Source organism: Desulfoluna butyratoxydans (genome assembly GCF_900699765.1).
Taxonomy (GTDB): Bacteria; Desulfobacterota; Desulfobacteria; order Desulfobacterales; family Desulfolunaceae; genus Desulfoluna; species Desulfoluna butyratoxydans.
Window position 1 is genome coordinate 260028 of sequence record NZ_CAADHO010000007.1, and the last position, 19592, is coordinate 279619.

General features: G+C 42.0%; 12 protein-coding genes and 1 pseudogene. 11 read left to right on the top strand and 2 right to left on the bottom strand.

What is annotated here, in order from left to right:
* Positions 1-129: 129 nt before the first annotated feature.
* The 9 genes from MSL71_RS19115 (at position 130) to MSL71_RS19155 (ending at position 12630) form a co-directional block, all read left to right on the top strand.
* Positions 130-1203, top strand: a complete 1074-nt coding sequence (locus tag MSL71_RS19115; RefSeq protein ID WP_180143493.1) for a Wzz/FepE/Etk N-terminal domain-containing protein — start codon at positions 130-132, stop codon at positions 1201-1203.
* A gap of 30 nt (positions 1204-1233) precedes the next feature.
* On the top strand, positions 1234-2505 hold the full coding sequence (gene tviB, locus MSL71_RS19120; protein ID WP_180143495.1) for a Vi polysaccharide biosynthesis UDP-N-acetylglucosamine C-6 dehydrogenase TviB: 1272 nt from the start codon (positions 1234-1236) through the stop codon (positions 2503-2505).
* Positions 2506-2570: 65 nt separating this feature from the next.
* Positions 2571-3608 carry an NAD-dependent epimerase/dehydratase family protein gene (locus tag MSL71_RS19125; RefSeq protein WP_180143497.1) on the top strand — a complete coding sequence of 346 codons (1038 nt, stop codon included), beginning with the start codon at positions 2571-2573 and terminating at the stop codon, positions 3606-3608.
* A gap of 14 nt (positions 3609-3622) precedes the next feature.
* A complete protein-coding gene (locus MSL71_RS19130; RefSeq protein WP_180143499.1) occupies positions 3623-4954 on the top strand; it encodes a UDP-glucose dehydrogenase family protein in 1332 nt (443 codons plus the stop codon).
* Positions 4955-5983, top strand: a complete 1029-nt coding sequence (locus MSL71_RS19135) for an NAD-dependent epimerase (RefSeq protein WP_281374534.1) — start codon at positions 4955-4957, stop codon at positions 5981-5983.
* A 1651-nt stretch (positions 5984-7634) separates the two neighbouring features.
* The gene (locus tag MSL71_RS19140; protein WP_180143501.1) at positions 7635-8717 is read left to right on the top strand and encodes an N-acetylneuraminate synthase family protein; all 1083 of its coding nucleotides are present in this window, start codon (positions 7635-7637) and stop codon (positions 8715-8717) included.
* Between the two features lie 13 nt (positions 8718-8730).
* Positions 8731-9759 (top strand): SDR family NAD(P)-dependent oxidoreductase, encoded by a 1029-nt coding sequence (locus tag MSL71_RS19145; protein WP_180143503.1) that lies wholly within the window; start codon positions 8731-8733, stop codon positions 9757-9759.
* Between the two features lie 55 nt (positions 9760-9814).
* Positions 9815-10567 carry a hypothetical protein gene (locus MSL71_RS19150; RefSeq protein WP_180143505.1) on the top strand — a complete coding sequence of 251 codons (753 nt, stop codon included), beginning with the start codon at positions 9815-9817 and terminating at the stop codon, positions 10565-10567.
* Entirely contained in the window at positions 10567-12630 is a 2064-nt protein-coding gene (locus MSL71_RS19155; RefSeq protein ID WP_180143507.1) for an aminotransferase class III-fold pyridoxal phosphate-dependent enzyme, read from the top strand. Before MSL71_RS19150 ends, MSL71_RS19155 begins: the two co-directional genes overlap by 1 nt.
* Before the next feature lie 1935 nt (positions 12631-14565).
* On the opposite strand, the gene MSL71_RS26540 is transcribed toward MSL71_RS19155, so the two are convergent.
* Positions 14566-15066: a DUF4372 domain-containing protein gene (locus MSL71_RS26540; protein ID WP_246317832.1), complete on the bottom strand. Its 501-nt coding sequence runs from the start codon at positions 15064-15066 to the stop codon at positions 14566-14568.
* A 323-nt stretch (positions 15067-15389) separates the two neighbouring features.
* Between MSL71_RS26540 and MSL71_RS19165 the strand changes: the two genes are divergently transcribed.
* Both MSL71_RS19165 and MSL71_RS19170 read left to right on the top strand, forming a co-directional pair.
* Positions 15390-16166 (top strand): AAC(3) family N-acetyltransferase, encoded by a 777-nt coding sequence (locus tag MSL71_RS19165; RefSeq protein ID WP_180143510.1) that lies wholly within the window; start codon positions 15390-15392, stop codon positions 16164-16166.
* Positions 16163-17635, top strand: coding sequence for an AMP-binding protein (locus MSL71_RS19170; protein ID WP_180143512.1), 1473 nt, complete (start codon positions 16163-16165; stop codon positions 17633-17635). Before MSL71_RS19165 ends, MSL71_RS19170 begins: the two co-directional genes overlap by 4 nt.
* Before the next feature lie 1164 nt (positions 17636-18799).
* On the opposite strand, the pseudogene MSL71_RS19175 reads toward MSL71_RS19170, so the two are convergent.
* A pseudogene (locus MSL71_RS19175) lies at positions 18800-19495 on the bottom strand (IS256 family transposase); the annotation flags it as partial.
* Positions 19496-19592 lie beyond the last annotated feature (97 nt).

Consider the following 19592-nt stretch of genomic DNA (forward strand, 5'->3'; position numbering starts at 1 on the left):
CCCACCGATTCTCAAATCCGCTTACTGTAAGTGGAGGGGCGGAGCTATGTGCGCACCTTTACACCTCAACAAAAATGTCAATCGCTTTCAGAATCAACATATCAAATCTTCCAAAGCATGGAATCGAGAATGACTACTGAAACGAACAACGATCCCCAGCGATTCACTCACCCCATGCCGCCTTACCAGGCAATGCCCTATCCTGATGACGAAATTGACTTAAGAGAGGTCTTTGCGACTCTCTGGGCTCGTAAAAAATTTATCGGAATTGGTGTTCTTTTGATTGTGCTGGTTGCCACAGCGGTTGTTCTTTCCATGCCTGATATATACAGGGCTAAGACACTGGTGAGGCCAGGTATTATTTCTCAAAGACCGGAGGCAATGGCTACCTTTACGAAAAAATTGGTAAACTACAAGGGGCGGCTTGACGCTGGAGAATTCAGTGCTCAGATAAATAAACATCTTCAAGATAAATACCCAGATTTATCATATGTTCAAAATTTACTTAAAGTGGCCATACCTAACAATTCCGATGCTCTAAGCATGTCTTATGATACACCGGTACCAGAGTTTGGAAAGGCTGTTTTAAGTCTCTTGATTTCTGAGTTGCGAAAAAAAGATAACGACAGAGTAAATTCTATTGTTATGGATTTGCAGTTAAGAGTGAGAAATAATAAAGAGTTTTTGTCTGAATGTAAAATAAAACAAGACAATATTGCGTATAGTATAGTCGAACTACAGAAGCTGAATAATAATAGTAAAAAAGAAATTTTAGACTTATCAATAAAAAGAAAAAAATTTATTATTCAACCACTGAAAAATTTGTCTTCAGCTAAATCTTCCAATGTGAACTTTCAAAACGCACTTTTTCATAACAGCCTCGTGATTCAGAATAGGCAATACTTTTTAGATTTGAAGAGAGAGCAAAGATCGATCAGTGCTGAGATCGGTTCGCTTGAGGATAGACTTCAATACACAAACGAATTGGTTAAAGAAATTCAGTCAAGTATAGATGAAGATATGCTTGCTATACAGAATATTAAAAACTTTAAAGAGATCGTGCCTGTGATTGTTGATAATGATCATGTTAGCCCGAATCGAAAAATCATTATTTTAATGAGCTTTGTCTGTGGCATTTTCGTTATGGTTTTTACCGCATTTGTGGTTGAGTATGTAATGCCTCACAATGACAAAGATTTTTAAATTGTTGTTTGCTATTCATAGAGAGTGATAATGCTAAATATTGACGAAATCAAACTTGCTATTGTTGGCCTTGGTTATGTAGGTCTTCCTCTTGCCGTTGAATTCGGAAAAAAAATCGATGTTATCGGTTTTGATATCGATGAAGCGAGAGTTGAAGAACTTACTGCCGGTAATGACTCTACCCTTGAGGTTGAACCAGAACTTCTTAAACAGGCAGTTAAACTTACCTTTGGTTCAAAGATTGAGGCCCTGAACGATTCCAATGTATTCATCGTGACCGTTCCCACACCGATTGATGCTCACAAACAGCCAGACCTCACACCGCTTGTGAAAGCCAGTGAGATGCTCGGGAAGATATTGAAAAAGGGTGATCTTGTAATCTATGAATCCACAGTTTACCCCGGCGCCACAGAGGAAGTCTGTGTTCCTGAGTTGGAACGGTCCTCAGGCCTAACATTTAATGAGGACTTTTATGTTGGGTACAGCCCTGAGCGTATCAACCCCGGCGACAAGGAACACCGAGTTACTAATATTTTGAAAGTAACTTCGGGCTCAACTCCGGATATTGCCGATTTTGTAGATGCCCTCTACAAGATAATTATTGAGGCCGGCACCCACAAAGCAAGTTCTATCCGTGTGGCTGAGGCTGCAAAAGTAATCGAGAACACCCAGCGTGACTTAAACATCGCATTGATTAATGAACTCTCAATCATTTTCAACAAGCTGGGTATCAATACTGAAGAGGTCCTGAAAGCAGCAGGTACTAAATGGAATTTTTTGCCGTTTCGACCCGGTCTTGTTGGTGGGCACTGTATTGGTGTTGATCCTTACTATCTTACATTCAAGGCTCAGGAGATCGGTTACCATCCCGATGTGATTCTGGCCGGCAGGCGAATTAATGATGGCATGGGGGCTTACGTTGTCTCTCAGGTCGTCAAGTTGATGGTTAAAAAGCGAATTCAGGTCGAAGAAGCCAATATTCTTATTATGGGGCTTACCTTTAAAGAGAATTGCCCTGACCTCCGCAACACACGGGTGGTGGATATCATATCTGAGTTTAAGGATTACAATACCCGCGTTGATGTGTATGACCCTTGGGTAGATTCGGAAGAGGCCGAGTACGAATACGGTATTACTCCTGTAAAAGAGATGAAGCAGGGGTATTACGACGCAATTGTTTTAGCTGTTGCGCATGCTGAATTTAAGAATATTCAAGATATCAGAGCTTTTGGTAAAGATGTCAATGTTGTCTACGATGTCAAGTGCCTTCTCGCATCAGAATTAACAGATGGACGGCTGTAAAAGAATAATAGCTTAAGTATTATCGATTTATTAAAAATCTTTCAAAAATAATACGGTGATTTTTCGTGTCACGATTTGATCAGGTTAAGAGAATTCTAATTGAAAATGAATATAGATGGCTTATAACTGGCGTAGCAGGCTTTATCGGATCCAATTTACTTGAGCATCTTCTACGGCTCAACCAGCGGGTTGTCGGAGTCGATAATTTTGTAACGGGGTTCCAGAGGAACCTTGACGAAGTGAAAGGGCTCGTTACACCAGACCAGTGGGACCGATTCAGATTTATTGAAGGCGATATACAAAATATCTCAGTATGTAATGACGCCTGTCAAGGTGTGGATTATGTTTTGCACCAAGCGGCATTGGGCTCCGTTCCGCGTTCTCTCGAGGACCCCATCACTACAAATGAGATAAATATATCGGGTTTTCTGAATATACTGGTTGCAGCCCGCGACGCTAATGTCAAGAATTTTGTCTATGCTGCGTCGAGCTCAACCTATGGTGACCATCCGGCACTTCCCAAGGTTGAAGAGAATATTGGGAAGCCCTTATCTCCGTATGCCGTGACCAAATATGTGAATGAGTTGTATGCGGACGTGTTTGCGAGATCATATGGGCTTAATACCATAGGTTTGCGCTATTTTAATATATTCGGGCCACGGCAGGATCCCGATGGCGCCTATGCGGCAGTAATTCCAAAATGGGTTGCAGCGCTCCTAAAAGATGAGCCGGTCTTTATTAACGGAGATGGCGAAACCAGCCGAGACTTTTGCTATATCAAAAATGCTGTACAGGCCAATATACTTGCCGCAGTAGCAGAGAATACCGATGCTTTGAATCAGGTCTATAATGTGGCGGTGGGAGATCGGACGACTCTGAATCAATTGTTTAGTTCCATACAGGAGAAAGTCCTTTCAACAGTTAAAAAACATGAAGAAGTAGAGCCATTATTTCGGAATTTCAGGGCCGGGGATGTAAAGCACTCTCAGGCTGATATCTCAAAAGCGACCGATTTTCTCGAGTATACGCCAACCCACAATGTCGATGCAGGATTGGATGAATCAATGGGTTGGTATATCAATTTTCTTGATAAAAATTCATAGGACTTGAATAGAAAATGAAAATTACCGTTGTTGGAACTGGATATGTTGGGCTTGTAACCGGTGCATGTTTTTCAGAAATGGGCAATACTGTAACATGCGTAGATGTTGATAGAAAAAAATTGGAGAATCTCGAAAGAGGAATTCTGCCAATTTATGAACCCGGTCTTGATGGGATCGTTAAAGACAACTATAAGAATGGTTTTTTGCTTTTTTCTGACTCGCTGGAAGCCTCAATGAAAGATGCTTCTATTGTCTTTATCGCCGTGGGCACACCGCCGAAAGAGGATGGGTCCGCAGACCTACAGCATGTGTTGGCCGTTGCTTCTGAAATCGGTAAATGCATGAACGATTATACAGTTGTTGTCAATAAGTCAACTGTCCCTGTTGGAACAGCGGAACATGTTACGGCGACGATAAATAAAGTGTTGGAAAATCGCGGAGCTGAAGTTGAATTTGATGTTGTAAGTAACCCCGAGTTTTTGAAGGAAGGCGATGCTGTTAACGACTTCATGAAACCGGATCGAATCATTCTTGGAATTGAGTCAAAGAAGGCTGAAAGCTATATGAAGGAATTGTACAGCCCTTTCAATCGAAACCATGACAAAGTTCAGGTTATGGGTATCAAGGATGCTGAGATGACGAAGTATGCAGCCAATTCCATGCTTGCAACCAAAATTTCATTCATGAACGAGATCGCATGCATTTGTGAACGTCTTGGTGTCGATGTAGAAAACGTCAGAAAAGGCATAGGGTCTGATACACGTATTGGCTACTCCTTTATTTATCCGGGGTGCGGGTATGGTGGTTCTTGTTTTCCAAAAGATGTGAAAGCATTAATCCGGACAAGCCGTGAAAATGATTTTGAACCGACGCTTCTTGATGCTGTTGAGTCGAGAAACGCATCGCAGAAGAACGTTTTGTTCAAAAAGATCGTGTCAAAATTTGGTTCGGATCTTTCAGGAAAGAGTTTCGGTATTTGGGGACTTGCATTTAAACCTGGTACTGACGATATGCGTGAAGCATCTTCGATTGTCTTGATAACTAGTTTGATTGAAGCTGGAGCTACGGTCAGGGCCTATGATCCCCAAGCCATGGGGGAGGCTCTTGAGTACTTCGATCCTACTTGTTTAAAGGAACAGAGACTTATTCTCGCTCAAAATCAGTATGACGCTGTCACGGGTGCTGATGCGATGGTTCTTGTGACAGAGTGGAAGCAGTTTCGGCAGCCTGATTACAAAGCGCTACAAGAGGAAATGACAGGCAATGTCATTTTTGATGGGAGAAATCAGTATTCTCCCGAGTTTGTTAAATCTGCCGGTTTTCATTATATTGGAATTGGAAGATAAATGATGATGGAAGTATTTACGCCTAAAAAATGCTTGGTTACCGGAGCCGCTGGCTTCATCGGATTTAGCCTCTCAAAAAGGTTGCTGGAAGAAGGCATTGAGGTTGTCGGAGTTGATAATCTGAATAATTATTACGATGTCGAACTAAAAAAAGCACGACTATCGATTTTGAATGGTTACGATCGTTTTGTTTTTATAAAGACCGATATTTCTGACCGAGACGCGACGGCATCGCTTTTTGAGAATCATGCTTTCGAGGCCGTGATTAACATGGCAGCCCAGGCCGGTGTGCGCTATTCCCTCGAAAACCCCAATGCCTATGTGGATTCCAATTTAGTAGGATTTGTTAATCTTCTTGAAGGGTGTAGACACACCGGTGTGAAGCATTTTCTTTATGCTTCATCAAGTTCTGTGTATGGAGCAAACACTACCATGCCCTTTTCGGTCCATCACAATGTTGACCATCCGATATCTCTGTATGCCGCCACCAAAAAATCAAATGAATTGTTGGCCCATTCATACAGTCATTTGTTTGGCATTCCATGTACTGGACTACGATTTTTCACTGTCTATGGCCCATGGGGTCGGCCTGATATGGCTCTTTTTCTATTTACAAAAGCAATTACTGAGGGAAAACCCATTAATGTATTTAATAAAGGGGATATGAGGAGAGACTTTACTTACATTGACGATATTGTGGAAGGTGTGTTTAGGGTGTTGAAGCGTATTCCTGCCTCCAACCCAGAGTGGGATGGTAAAAATCCCGATTCAGGAACCTCGTATACTTCATTTAAGGTTTATAATATCGGGAACAATTCTTCCGTATGTTTGAACGATTTCATTTTAGAAATCGAAAAAGCCTTAGGAAAAAAGGCCAAGCGGAATCTTCTTCCTATGCAAAAGGGTGATGTAGCCGAGACCTACGCAGATGTTGATGATTTGATCAGAGAGACAGGTTTCAAGCCCTCTACTACGATCAAAGAAGGTGTTAAAAGTTTTGTCGATTGGTACAGAACATACTATCAATAATAGTTAAAATATGGTTTATAGTGGTCTCGGTGGCTAAGTACTTGAATATTGTCGGATATGCGGGGTGCACTGGAATCAAGTTTTCTTTTTTGTTGATGGGCTAATATTTTAGCTTCGACAAGTTCGTCCTTGTATTTAAAGATACGTGAATTGCAAAGTTCATGATGAATTGTTACTATTTATAAGTAATGAAAGACCGAGTCCTCTTTAACTGCTGGCGTGTCTAAATCCTTTATGGATCCCTGTACTGTCTCATCTGGAAGTAGCTTTTTCCTATGGCTATGTCAAATTCATGTTTTTTCATCATGGTGTTGAGGATGTTACTTACGAATGGTTTCATATTAGACCCGACATGTTTGTGCTAATAGGGCTTCGAACGGAAACTAAAAACTGGTCTATGCCGGAGATAGTGGACACCAAGTGAACTGCTATTTATTACAGGGCAAACATGAAGTGTCGCATGCCAAAAGCGGCATACGGCAAATATTCCAATGAACACCGAGAAGAGGTTGTTCGCTTCATAACAGAAGAGGGGCTGGCACCAGGCAGTGTATCCCCCCGTGATTCCCAAACCTACTCTCGAGAACTGGTCAAGGTCAAGATGGCGCGCAATACTCAAAAAGGCCGCTGCGTATTTTGCGAACGAATCGCTCTGAAGTGCGTGTTTATCAAACGTGAGCGACTTCATTGTCCAGTGTTTGGACTTTTTCGCCTTGAGCTGGTTCTATGGTTTTACCCAAAAAGGCTTGTTCTGATATCTTTCAGAGCGATGCTCGATTGGGTTTTGAAATTCAAATCGGCCATAAGGAAATCAGAGAGATGTATGGCCCCAAGAGGCTGCAGTCCTATTTGATGGACAGAAGGGTTGATGCAATCCTTTTAAGGTTCTAAAGCTGAGGGTAGATATGGGCATCTGTTTCAAGCAGATGCGGTCCTTCATGACCACAATGCCACAATGTAGTGGCCAACAAAAACGACACCAAGGCTAAGCAACTAACCTGAGTAATGGCACAGCGTATGATCAGAAACCTGATCCTTATCACTCTTGAAGGCCTGCGCTCTGTATAGGCCATTTTCTGGGCTTATACACCATTCAGACCGGAGGAGCCAGTTTTGTACTGGCAAAGTTAGCGATAAGTTGATTGTCTTCGGTATTCGGAAATTCATGAGTCGGAAAGGCAACTGCTTTGACAATACGCCCACCGAAGTCTATGCGGGAAACTCAAAACATATATTTGAGAATAAAAAAAAGTCGCTGCCATGATTACGGAATACATCAATGTTTTTTACAATCGAATGAGAAAATAAAAACAGTTAAGTTATCGGTCTCTGACATACTACCGGAATTAATACATGAGCACTTTAAAGTGCTGGATAATTCCTATTCGTTATTGCCGGCAGCAAGTAGTCCTCAATTCTATAACTCAGTACAATCCCTAACTTGTTGTATTCAACTTTGTTTGGGGTACCTCTGCCTTACAGACCTAAGGCTAAAAAGCCTCTTAAATTTCCAGAATAACCCGCATGTCTGTTTTTAGTTGGCCACTAAAAATGCTGTAGGCATCTATCTTAACAGTCTAACTTCATCATACATTCTTGTGAAACTAATCAAGACAACTCTCTGCTGTGAGGTGGAGTTGGGAGGATCAACATGGTTCATAAACCCTCTTCTGTAATTCATATTGATAAAAAGAGAATTAGTCTGAGTGATCCAGTCTATTTTATTGCGGAGATTGGTTCCAATTTTGACCGTGATCTAAGCAGAGCAAAGGATCTCATTCACCTCGCGAAGGAATCAGGGGCAGATGCAGTAAAATTTCAACATTATTCAGCAGAAACCTTGGTAAGTGATGAAGGTTTCAATCAGTTAGGACGCCGGCAATCTCATCAGGCTTTGTGGAAGAAATCTGTATTCGATACTTATCAGGATGCATCGCTTAATCGGGACTGGACATCTGTACTCAAGACAACTTGTGATGAAGCGGGAATTACTTTCTTTACAAGTCCCTACTCACTTGACCTTGTCGATTATGTAGACCCTTTTATCTCAGCCTATAAGGTTGGTTCAGGTGACATCACATGGCCCGAGATTATTACCCGAATGGCATCAAAGGGGAAACCTGTACTTTTGGCTACAGGGGCTTCAGATATGCTGGATGTTCAGCGGGCTGTAAATGAGACTTTAAAGTTGACACCTGATTTAATTTTGCTCCAATGCAATACCAACTACACTGTGAATCCTGAGAATTTTTCATGTCTTCAACTTAATGTACTACGTGAGTATGAAGCTCAGTACCCAGGGGTAGTTTTAGGACTCAGTGATCATACGCCCGGACATGTTGCGGTTCTGGGAGCAGTAGCTCTGGGCGCACGTGTGATTGAAAAACATTTTACGGACTCAATTGATCGTGAGGGACCTGATCACCCATTTTCCATGACGCCAATGTCATGGAGAGAGATGGTTGATCGAACCCGTGAACTTGAGGCTGCATTAGGGGACGGGCAAAAGAAAGTGGAGAGCAATGAACTCGACACTGTTATTGCTCAGCGGCGATGCATTCGTGCTGTACGCGACCTCAAGGTGAACTCTGAGTTGGATTACGATGATTTAACAGTGCTTAGACCCTGCCCACCAGATGGCATTGCACCATATGAGTTACGTAATCTGAAAGGGAAGAAATTGAAACGATGTATTAAGTCCGGTGAGCATGTAAAATGGGAGGATTTGATTTAGGATGGTCAATAACATGTTAAATAATGATATACAGAAACCTATTATCTCTGAAAAATCTCGAGTGCTTGTAACTGGTGCGTGTGGGTCTGTCGGTTCAGCGTTGGTTCGACGGCTCGTAGAAGATGGGCATACTGTTTGTGCTTTGGACCAAAGTGAAGATGGTCTCTTTAAACTTGATCAAGAGTTGGGCGAAGTTGGTGGCAGATTAAGGCTCTTTATGGGCAATGTGAGAGACGAGGACCGCTTGCGCCGAGCTATGGATGGCGTAGAAGTTGTCTTTCATTGCGCTGCCATGAAGCATGTTTATCTTTCTGAGTACAATCCGTTCGAGGCTATGCAAACAAATATTCGCGGAACTCAGAATGTTATAGAAGCAGCACTTTCGGTCGGGGTAGAGCGAGTTGTTCTTACGAGCAGCGACAAGGCTGTGAATCCAACGAGTACAATGGGAGCGACAAAACTACTTGGAGAAAGGTTGTTCATAGCAGCAAACCATTTTGTTGGGGCCCATAAGACCAAATTCGCATGTGTTCGGTTTGGCAATGTCTTAAATTCCAATGGATCGGTTCTACAGATCTTCAAACGACAATTAGACAGGAATATACCGTTAACCATTACTTCAAAAGATATGACACGGTTTTTTCTTACCATGACAGATGCCGTAGATTTGTGTATAGATGCATCGGAATCCATGGCGGGCGGGGAGATATTTGTCAGGAGTATGGGGAGTTGCGATATCATGAGCTTGGCAAAAGCTGTAAATGGTGATCGTCCCTTTAAATATTCAGAGATCGGTATAAAACCAGGAGAAAAATTATATGAGGAACTCGTTACGGAAGAAGAAGCTCCTCGAACGGTTTTAGTAGGCAGTACATATGTGGTTTTACCGTCTACAGTTGACCTAATGCCTGACGATATTCAATATGAGTACGCAAAGTATGATGAACTGAAGCGATTGGCTCAACCCCTTCGATCAGATGCATGTCTCTTAAATCAGTCGGATATAGTTTCAATGCTCGATTTGGGGAAAGTCCATGTATAGTTGCTGTTGAATTTGTAGTCGATAATAGATAGATATATATAGGTTTTAGTCAAAAATGTCAGTGACCTCATCTACGCACTTTAAAAATCTTAATAAAGCATATAATGCGGTAGGAAACAGTACTTGGTGTGCTGAAGATTTTCTTGAATCCAACCTCGATATCTCAAAGAAACTTTTTACACCAGAAAGTTTGGTAATTGGAGAACCTCTACCTAAGAAATTTGAGGTATATGCATTGCTCTCGGGATTGTCTTTTCCAGCCGAATTCTCTCAAAAGCTCGTTCAAATACAAAGACAGATTTCTTACATTTTGGATGATTGTTTGCATTACTGGGTGAAACCAAAGAATCTTGGCTTAGAATACTGTGTTTTCAAGTGGCCAGAAGGGGCATTGAGTATATCTGATATTGAATCGATACAATCGGCAATCAGTTCAAAATTACACCCATCATTCACCTTTAGTATATATGGAGTTCAAATCAATCCTGATGGATGCGTAGTTGCGAAAGGTTATGACCATGATGCTGCACTCTTCCAGATTCGAGACTATATAAAAAATAAAATATCATTTCTACCAAAGAAACAATCCGGGTGGGCACATGTTCCTTTAGGGCGCATACTGGCGCCTGTCGGAAGCGAAAGATTTATTCAACTTTCAAAACTGATTAATAGTTTATCGAATAAATTGATTGTTGCAACAGAAATCACTTCTATGAAGTTTGTCCATGAAACGAGATGGTATATGGAAGAGAAGAGTATTATAAGTGAATATCCACTCAATCCTTTAGTTGATGAGGTAGTGTCATAGTGAAGACACCAAAAATTGTGGCAGTTGTCCAGGCAAGAATGGGATCATCCCGATTGCCAGGCAAGACTATGATGGACTTGGCTGGTACACCATTGCTGAACCGCGTTCTTCGTCAATTATCAGGGTCAACGTTGCTTGATGAAGTTGTAGTCGCTACAAGTAAGGATTCATCGGATGATATAATTGCAGGCTTTGCCGAAACTCAGGCCTTTCGTGTGGTTCGAGGCCCTGAGGATGATGTCCTCAGCCGGTATGTACTGGCGGCAGATGTTTCAGATGCTGATATAGTTGTGCGCATAACAGCTGATTGCCCCTTGCATTCACCGGATACTGTTGATGAAGTTATTGAAGGATTTATAGATGCTGGTGTAGATTATGCATCCAATGTAAGTCCATACACAAGGCCCGAGGGACAGGATGTAGAAGTGTTCACACGCGAAGTTCTAAGCCAGGCTTCTGTTAACGCCGAGATGGCAACTGATCGTGAGCATGTGACACCTTGGATACGCCGAAAGGCTAATATTAAAAGATTGGATTTTCTTCATTCCTCGCCTGTTCAGTCTCCACAGCGTTGGTCGGTTGATTATCTTGATGATCTTGAGTTTGCTCGTTGTGTATGGTCTTGGCTAGACCGGCAAGGCGCCGGTCCATTTATTTTTGAGGAAATTATGACAGCTGTTAAAGAGAGTAGCGCAGTACCGGGTTCATCAATTATTAATGAAGGCTTCTATTTATCATTATTTAAAGAGGCTACTGGAGAGGCTGCTTGCCCCCTTGATCTTAAGAAAAGTTATTCTTGGCTTGAGCGTAGCGATCAAGTGATTCCAGGTGCGGCTCAAACATATTCCAAAAGCTGGCGTCACCACATTAAAGGCGTTACTCCCATTTTTTTGGATAGCGGCGCAGGGTCAGTTGTTACTGACGTTGATGGAAATCAGTATGTGGATTTGATCCAGGGTTTGTTGCCCAATATTCTCGGATATGCCAATGAGGAAGTAAATCTTGCTGCGCATGAACGCGCATTAAAAGGTCACAGCTTTTCTCTTCCGCATCCAATTGAAGTTCAACTTGCTGAACGGTTATGCCGGCTAATTCCATGTGCGGAAATGGTACGATTCGGAAAAAATGGTTCTGATGCCACTGCCGGTGCTGTTCGTGTCGCTCGGGCATACACTGAACGCGAGCACGTTGCTGTTTGTGGATACCACGGATGGCAGGACTGGTTCATAGGAACCACATCACGTTCAGCTGGAGTGCCAGGGGCCGTTCGGAAGTTAGCGCACCCCTTTCCCTACAATGATCCAGAAGCATTGGATACCTTACTATCGAGCATGCCGAATCAGTTCGCTGCAGTTATTATGGAACCGGTGAATTTTTATTGGCCAGATAAAGGTTATTTAGAGAAGGTAAAAGAAATTACGCATCGTCACGGAGCATTGTTAATTTTTGATGAGATATGTTCTGGATTTCATTTCGGCTTAGGTGGAGCTCAGAAAATTTTTGGTGTGACGCCTGACTTGGCAACTTTTGGAAAGGCCATCGGTAATGGGTGGCCAATCAGTTGTATCGTCGGGCGTAAAGATGTCATGAAAGTATTTGAAGATGCTTTTGTGAGTTTTACCTTTGCTGGAGATGTCGCTGCGATGGCGGCTGCAATGAAAGTACTTGATCTTTTGGAGTCTGGTGATACCTATCATCGCATGACGGCTGCTGGAACAAAATTATTTGATGGTGCTCAGGTGATGGCGGCAGCCGCAGGGCTAAAGGACGTATTTCAAATTTACGGGCACCCTCATTGGGCCATTTTTTCATTCATTGACGAAAATGGTAATGATGACTCTGCTACTCGAGCACTTTGGATACAAGAGCTTACTCGCAGGGGCGTCTTAATTCTTACCACGTTTAACATTTCTTCGACACTTGATGAATCGTTGGTAACTAAAGTCCTTTCAGCATTTGCCCATGCCTTTAAGCGGGTACAACTTGCTAGGAAACTCGGTGTGGACCCGAAAGATTGGTTAGATGGGCCTATTCCTGTTCCCGCATTTCGCGCGAGAGTATAGAACACTGATTTATGCTGCAAAGAGCGGACACCTTCTGTTAATACTGCTGGTTATGAAAGTATTGATAGGAGGTGTCCTAACTTCAAAAGTATCATACGACCAATATTCCGAACAAGGTCGTTCGCCTTATCAAGGAAGAAGGCTTAGCCGCAAGCAATATATTCAATCCAATGGCCAATTTGAAAATTCGTTTCGCCTTCATAAGGAAGGGAATCAGAGTTTTGTTGCATAGGGAAGAGGTTTCTCACGTAGTTGAGCAATGAAATTGCCCGTGTGAAAAGAGAGATTTCTAATGCCAAATTGGAACGCGATATTTTAAAAAACATTACTGCGTACTTTCCGAAGGAGACGTGCTCGAGTGACTGTTTATAAAGCGAGAGCGAGGCAATTAACCTGTGGACTAACTTTGTCATAATTTTGGGTTATCTCGCAGTCGGTTCTATGCTTTTATGAAGAATTCTCATTATGAATTCCCCCCAGTACGCTGCACCGTTGTGGCTTGAAATTGAAATCGTTCATAAGGAAACCAGAAAGATGCATGAGCCAAAAAGATTGCAATAGCGGCTGCATGCCTTTACAAAGTCCGTAAGCATAAGCAGCCCTTTTAAAATTATAACAACTTAAAATCATGACTATCCTGTTGCACTAACCTTAATATAAAGTAGGAATTTGAATTCTCGGAATCCGAAACCCTTGATTGATAAGTGTCGGTTTCTTTTAACAATTGAGGAATGGCGCTGTCTTTGGAGGAATCAGGACACATGCAAGGAAAGATCTTGGCTATGCTATGGCACAACGCATGAGTGAAACTTGGTTTTTCCGTCGTTTTTTAAGGTCAATGCCTTGCATAGTCTGCCTCAAAGGTTTATTTATCGCTTAGGACAAGGTGGACAGTATTGTGATAGTGAAGTCAGCCAATAATAGATGCTTTCGTGATGAAACAATTCATGATTCGAAAGGGAAACTGTTACGATAATGCTCCTATCGAAAATCTTTGGGGAAAACTCAAAATAGTGAAGTTTCATAACCATCGATTCAAAAATAGAATTGAAATTGCAGTCGTAATTGCGAATATTTTGAATCCTTTCATATCTGATAGAGAAATCAAAAACTGTTAGTTTATCGATCTACTGCTCAATACCGGAATCGACAAATTAAACTTAAATTGATACATAATTTGTAACTATTCAGCTTATGCCTCCGGCGGCCCCGCAGGGGCAGAAAACGAAGAGAGTGAGCACCCGGAAAGTTCTTTTGCGGAGCTTTTTTCAAAAAAGCGAATCGACGGAGGCAAACTGAATAGTTACCATATTTTTAGTTCTCAAGTTCTAATAGGATACTTAAAATTTGGATGATAGCGCAATACACTACTGTCCAAAATAGCCGCCCCAAGAAAAATTTTCTTCGAGAGACCCCTGTGATTATTGAATGTTGTTAAAATTCTGCAGAACAAGTCCCATTGTTCTGCATGCTCTCCAGCTTACGTAAATGGGAGCATTAACTGTACTGACATAGGCTCAAGTGGCAGAACATCATATGGTTGATCTATCCAAGCCCACAAATTTCGGTGTGTAAACAGGTTGCACCTCAAAAAGGCAACAAGATTTGACAGTGACGAGCTAAATTTTGATTTTGCCTGAAGGGACTTGATAATCAACATAGCGATAAGTGTTGTCCAACTCTGTCTCATCATGGCATTTTCGGAGGTTCCAACGAATTTTTTGATTCGCAGGTTCTGCTTTATCGTTTTGAATAACAGCTCGATTTGCCATCGGTCCATATCGAAGACGACAATTTTCCGAAGCCGGTAAGGACATTTTCATAAGACTTCTTATCTGTGAACTCAATCAATACCCCCGTCATTGATAATATTTCGATTTTTTGGAACCGCTCTTGTCTCAACGACTCGATATGCGGCATTGCTTTTCGTTCTTGTTACAAAATGGACATGATCCTGAGTTCCATCGACAAAATAGCTTGTAATCGTTGTAGGCTCGGTCCATTGCCACTACTGATTCTGGGGCGATATTCAAATTTCTCGCTCGCTACGGTGACATCATGCGTGTCACCTGTTGTGATATGCACAAAACTTGGCAGGTAGCCATCATGGTCTAAAAAGAGATGCAGCTTAACTGCACCTTTTGTTCTTCGAAATTTTGCCCATGGAAACAGCACTAGGCAAAGGGAAATTGTTGTACTGTCAAGTGACAATAATTTGTGCTTAAATCGAAACTTATGCCAGGTCTGTGCTTTACCAAGGGTTTCATAAAAGAGACTTCTATACATCTCCCAGGGCTGCTTCTGGTTTGAATATGACAGTGTCGACTTGCTTTGGGATTGTTTCATTCCAACGTGCCTCAACTTGCCATTGGCGGAGGTTAAACCACCAGATATTTCTCGGAGGCTTTTTGCTTGAGCTATTTGGCAGAAAAGCATGGAAACAAAATGGTCCCAGCCTTTTGCGTCTCTTTCTGCGTCGTGGTCAAGAAGACTAAGCGAGCAAACCGGTTACGGTCAAAAAAGCCTACGATTTGACTGAAAAGGCTGGCATGACGTCCTACTGATATACTCCTTGTTTGGGGAGGTCTTTGTTGGCAAACTTAACCATGCCTTATGAGGAGCTTCTTTTCAAATTCTCAGCGGTTTACTTCCGGTCAAATCCTATTTTGGACAACAGTGAGCGCAATAATCAAAAAGAAAGATTCACGGACAGCGATTTTGAGTTAGTTATTTAATTATAGAGAGTAATAGAGGTTTTTATGCCTATTCCAAATAGTGATTTTGATTCAATCGTTAGACATCTCAAATCGCTTGGCTTGCACACCGGACATAATGTTTCTGTACACTCGAAGTTGTTATCATTCGGCTTTATAAAAGGAGGTGCAGCTATTGTTTACAAGGCTCTTAGGCAAATTGTTGGGCCTGAAGGAACTTTAGTCTTTCCAGCGTATACTTTAAACTTGGGACCCCAAGATGTTTATGATCCTCGTAACACACCTCCAGTTGCGATGGGCGCACTCAGTGAGTACGTTTGGACATTACCTGATGTTTTAAGAAGTGATAGTCCTTTGCATGGCCACTTGGCAACGGGGCCTTTAGCCGCTCGTGTAGTAGAAGCGGACCCGTGTAAATCAATGGGGCAAGGGTCGTCATTTTCAGTGATGCGAAGGTTGGGTTTTAAGTTGTTGATGTTAGGATGCAGCTTTCAGGAAGGAGCAACTTTTGTGCATCATGTAGAATCCGAGGTTGGTGTCCCATATCGTAACTGGCTGAAACTAAATCGCATAAGGAAGTGTCAGAGTGGCTCATTGCTTAACATGACGTGTCATTATTACGGGCACATACATCCAGGGCGCTATGAAAATAATCTTACGCTGGTTGAGTTGGAGATGGCAAAGCAAAAAAAAATGTCAATAGTACAGGCACCTATCGGCAAAAGTTACTTCATGTCATTAGAAAAAATTTATTCTTGTGTTTCACAAATGCTGAGTAATGACCAATATGTTTTAGTGAAACCTGTAAAGGGGGATGAATGAGAGATATTGTCGATAGATTCTTTGATAATGTGAAGGAAAGACCTTCCCATGCTGCGGTTATTGAGGACAACTGCTCTGTTAGTTATGAAGAATTAGGGAGAGTTGCATCTCGTATAGCGGCAGCACTTTCTAGTGCTTCTGACCATCCCAAGGTCTTTATTCATTTACCGCAGTGTGCAGATGCTTATGCGGCCATGTTCGGTACTCTGATGGTTGGAGGATATTATACACCGACCAATGTAAATTCGCCAGTTTTGCGTAATATTGAGATACTAAGACAGTTTTCACCGGATGTAGTATTAAGCAACAAAGAACTATCAAAGGATTTTCCACTTAATGAGATGGGGATTAAATTTGTCGATATCGAAGAATTACCGACAGTGCCATTAAATACTATATATTCTTCGCACGATTTAGCTTATGTTATTTTTACTTCGGGTTCGACAGGTGATCCTAAGGGAGTTATGATTCCTCGTGAGGGTTTATCTCATTACGTTCGATGGGCAATAAGGGATATGGGGATTACTGCGGAAGATCGAATGTCTCAGCATCCTAACATTGCATTTGATCTTAGCGTGCTTGATATCTATGGGGCATTATGTGCAGGCGCTACACTATGTCCACTAACATCTAAAATTGACAGGCTTCTGCCAGGGGATTTTATTCGTCGTTGCAAGTTAACTATTTGGAACTCTGTTCCTAGTGTTGTCGATTTAATGATACGCGCGCGACAAGTAACTACAAAGCACTTTGATTCACTTCGACTATTAACTTTTTGCGGAGAACCTCTCTACCAAAGACATCTTGATGCGATATTTGCGGCCAACCCGTATGTTCAGGTTAATAATACGTATGGGCCAACTGAGGCAACAGTTTCGTGTACGTTAATTTGCCTTAGTGTAGATAACTACCGTATGTTTTCTGGTTCTAGTATTGCATTGGGGAGTGCAATAGATGGGATGGAGATGGAATTGATGGGCGGGGATGACTCCACCGAGGGCGAGCTAATTCTTTCAGGGCCTCAGCTTGCGCGTGGTTATTGGAATAATCAGGAAGAAACCAAAAGAGTCTTCAATATAGTTCAGACCAGTGATGGCTCCAGGCGGTATTACCGTACTGGTGATTGGTGTAAGATTGAAGATGGGCAATTGTACTTTAAAGACCGTATTGATACACAGGTGAAGATTCGAGGTAACCGCGTCGAATTGAGTGAAATTGATTCAGCGATTTCTGGCCTTGGATATGGTAACTCATATACTGTATTTGTGGATAATATGTTGCATAGTTTTGTTGAGACTGATTCCTTACCAGACCTTAGTGTCATTAGGTCAGCCTTAGCTTGTTGCCTACCTGAATATGAGATACCTACAAAAATCAGTGCAATTAATGTGTTTCCTCGTAATGCAAATGATAAAGTTGATCGTAAGCAGTTAGTTCGTCTGGTGAATGACGATTTGTCTTGTTTATGAAACTGTGCTAAAAAGCCGCCTTTCGGCTTCAGTCAAGTGAAATTAAATTGTAGTTACTTAATTTTTAAACTTTCGCTATAGATAAGTAGGAAATAATAACTTTGCTCAATAAAAATAAAGTTTATCCAGCTGAAGCGTATCAGGTTTCATGTAGAGCAAAAATTTTATGTTTAAAAAATGATTGTTCTGAAGCCGAGAGTTACAAAACTTGTGGACATCCTATGGTTCATTAAAAGCTTTATGATGTGTATAGATTTTACGGACACCTTGCTAAGGCATGTAAAAAGTATTAGCGAGGTTCCTATGAACAAGGCCTCAGTACGAAAGAAATATTTTCAAGGACTTGAAAATGATGCTGTCACACCTTTGTGAATGTCGCAGGCTATAATGGAGCAGAACCCGCCGGATGTCTTGGCATCAATCCATTAACATTTAGGTATTGGGGTTAGTTTGTGGGAACTTGGTAAAAAAGACCCGAGAAGCTTGTCCATCCTACCTATGAAAGATTTGAAATTCGAGATTCAGCGCTTGAAGGCTGAAAACAAACGCCTTGAAATGAAACGTGAAATCCTAAATAGGGTGCGGCCTTCTTTGTCGAATATTCAAACTAAAATCTGACTTCATCCAGCAACAAATGCAGACTTACCCTGTTCCGTACTATGCCGAGTTATGATGGTAAGCCTTAGTGCTTTTGATGTTTTTTTTGAACCGTAGGGGCATTTCAATTCGACCTGTAATAAATAGATTTCTAACCCAAAGGTACTGAAATAGCCTGGTGCAAAACATGACGATTGATGAAAAAGCTTGGTTACGCCTAAAAACGACAAAAAAAATAAAGAGTTACAACGAACAGCAACCATAAGTATCACTGTTGATGAAAATGCTTTAGACAGAAAGATTTACCCTTGTGGCGGTCAATAAGGTTTGTACAACCGATATTGCATATTTTTGGACCCTTGAAAAGTGGCCTTACCTTGCCATTATCATAGGTCAATACTTTCGAAGAACCCTTGCTTGGTGTATTAGAGAGCGCATGACAAAACTTGGTACTAAGTGATATGGACATGGCGTTTTTCGCAGAGAAAAACCGAACCTGGGTCGCTTTATCATTTTAGACCGAGGTTTTCAATATACGGAGTTATTGTCAAATCTGGTGTACGGGGTCTAAGCAGCATTCTCCTCTGATTGATCCGTCACTTTGATTCCATCTTTAAATTTGATGTTGTTGACCACTAATGTAAGCAGCCGAAAGCCTTTGATTTGTCGCCACCGCTTTTGAGCTGACTCCAACAACTTAAAAACCATCGACAGAGTAGTCTCTCTTGATCCACAGTTTCGTGTACGGTTCGTCCGCAACCGAACTGTCGCAAATGTTGACTTGATTGGGTTTGTTGTCCGTATGTGGACCCAGTGTTCCGCGGGGAAATCGTAAAATGCCAGAAGTTCCTTTCTGCTTTTCTTCAAGCATTTCATCGCGCTCGGATATTTGGGCTCAAACCGAAACAATGCTTCGTCGAATGCCTTTTGGGCGTCCTTCCGAGTCTCCTCCATCTATATTTCATGAAGGGCCGCTTTGATTTTTGGCTGAATGGTCTTCGGCACCTTGTTCAATACGTTGGCTGTCTTATGCACCCAACAGCGTTGATGTTTTGCATCTGGGTAGCATTTGGAAAGCGCCTTCCAGAACCCAAGAGCACCATCACCCACGGCCAACTTCGGGCCCTCGGTTAAGCTACGAGAACGCAAGCCTGCGAGCAATTCATACCAACTGGCCTCTGATTCTCGAAAGCCGTCTTCGACAGCCACCAGTTCTTTTATGTCATACTCGGTAACACCTACAATAACATTAAGGATTGCTCGTGACCGAAGGTCACATCAATCCTTTGTTCAAGAAGCCCGGTTTTCGGTACTCGATGGTCTTATAGGGTATTGCTTTTCAGCAAACAGGCGGGAGCCC

Coding starts and splice junctions, on each gene's coding strand:
- MSL71_RS19140 (WP_180143501.1), top strand. CDS start 7,635: ATGGTTCATAAACCCTCTTCTGTAATTCATATTGATAAAAAGAGAATT.
- MSL71_RS19170 (WP_180143512.1), top strand. CDS start 16,163: ATGAGAGATATTGTCGATAGATTCTTTGATAATGTGAAGGAAAGACCT.
- MSL71_RS26540 (WP_246317832.1), bottom strand. CDS start 15,066: ATGCTTTTCTGCCAAATAGCTCAAGCAAAAAGCCTCCGAGAAATATCT.
- MSL71_RS19130 (WP_180143499.1), top strand. CDS start 3,623: ATGAAAATTACCGTTGTTGGAACTGGATATGTTGGGCTTGTAACCGGT.
- MSL71_RS19135 (WP_281374534.1), top strand. CDS start 4,955: ATGATGATGGAAGTATTTACGCCTAAAAAATGCTTGGTTACCGGAGCC.
- MSL71_RS19145 (WP_180143503.1), top strand. CDS start 8,731: ATGTTAAATAATGATATACAGAAACCTATTATCTCTGAAAAATCTCGA.
- MSL71_RS19165 (WP_180143510.1), top strand. CDS start 15,390: ATGCCTATTCCAAATAGTGATTTTGATTCAATCGTTAGACATCTCAAA.
- tviB (WP_180143495.1), top strand. CDS start 1,234: ATGCTAAATATTGACGAAATCAAACTTGCTATTGTTGGCCTTGGTTAT.
- MSL71_RS19150 (WP_180143505.1), top strand. CDS start 9,815: ATGTCAGTGACCTCATCTACGCACTTTAAAAATCTTAATAAAGCATAT.
- MSL71_RS19115 (WP_180143493.1), top strand. CDS start 130: ATGACTACTGAAACGAACAACGATCCCCAGCGATTCACTCACCCCATG.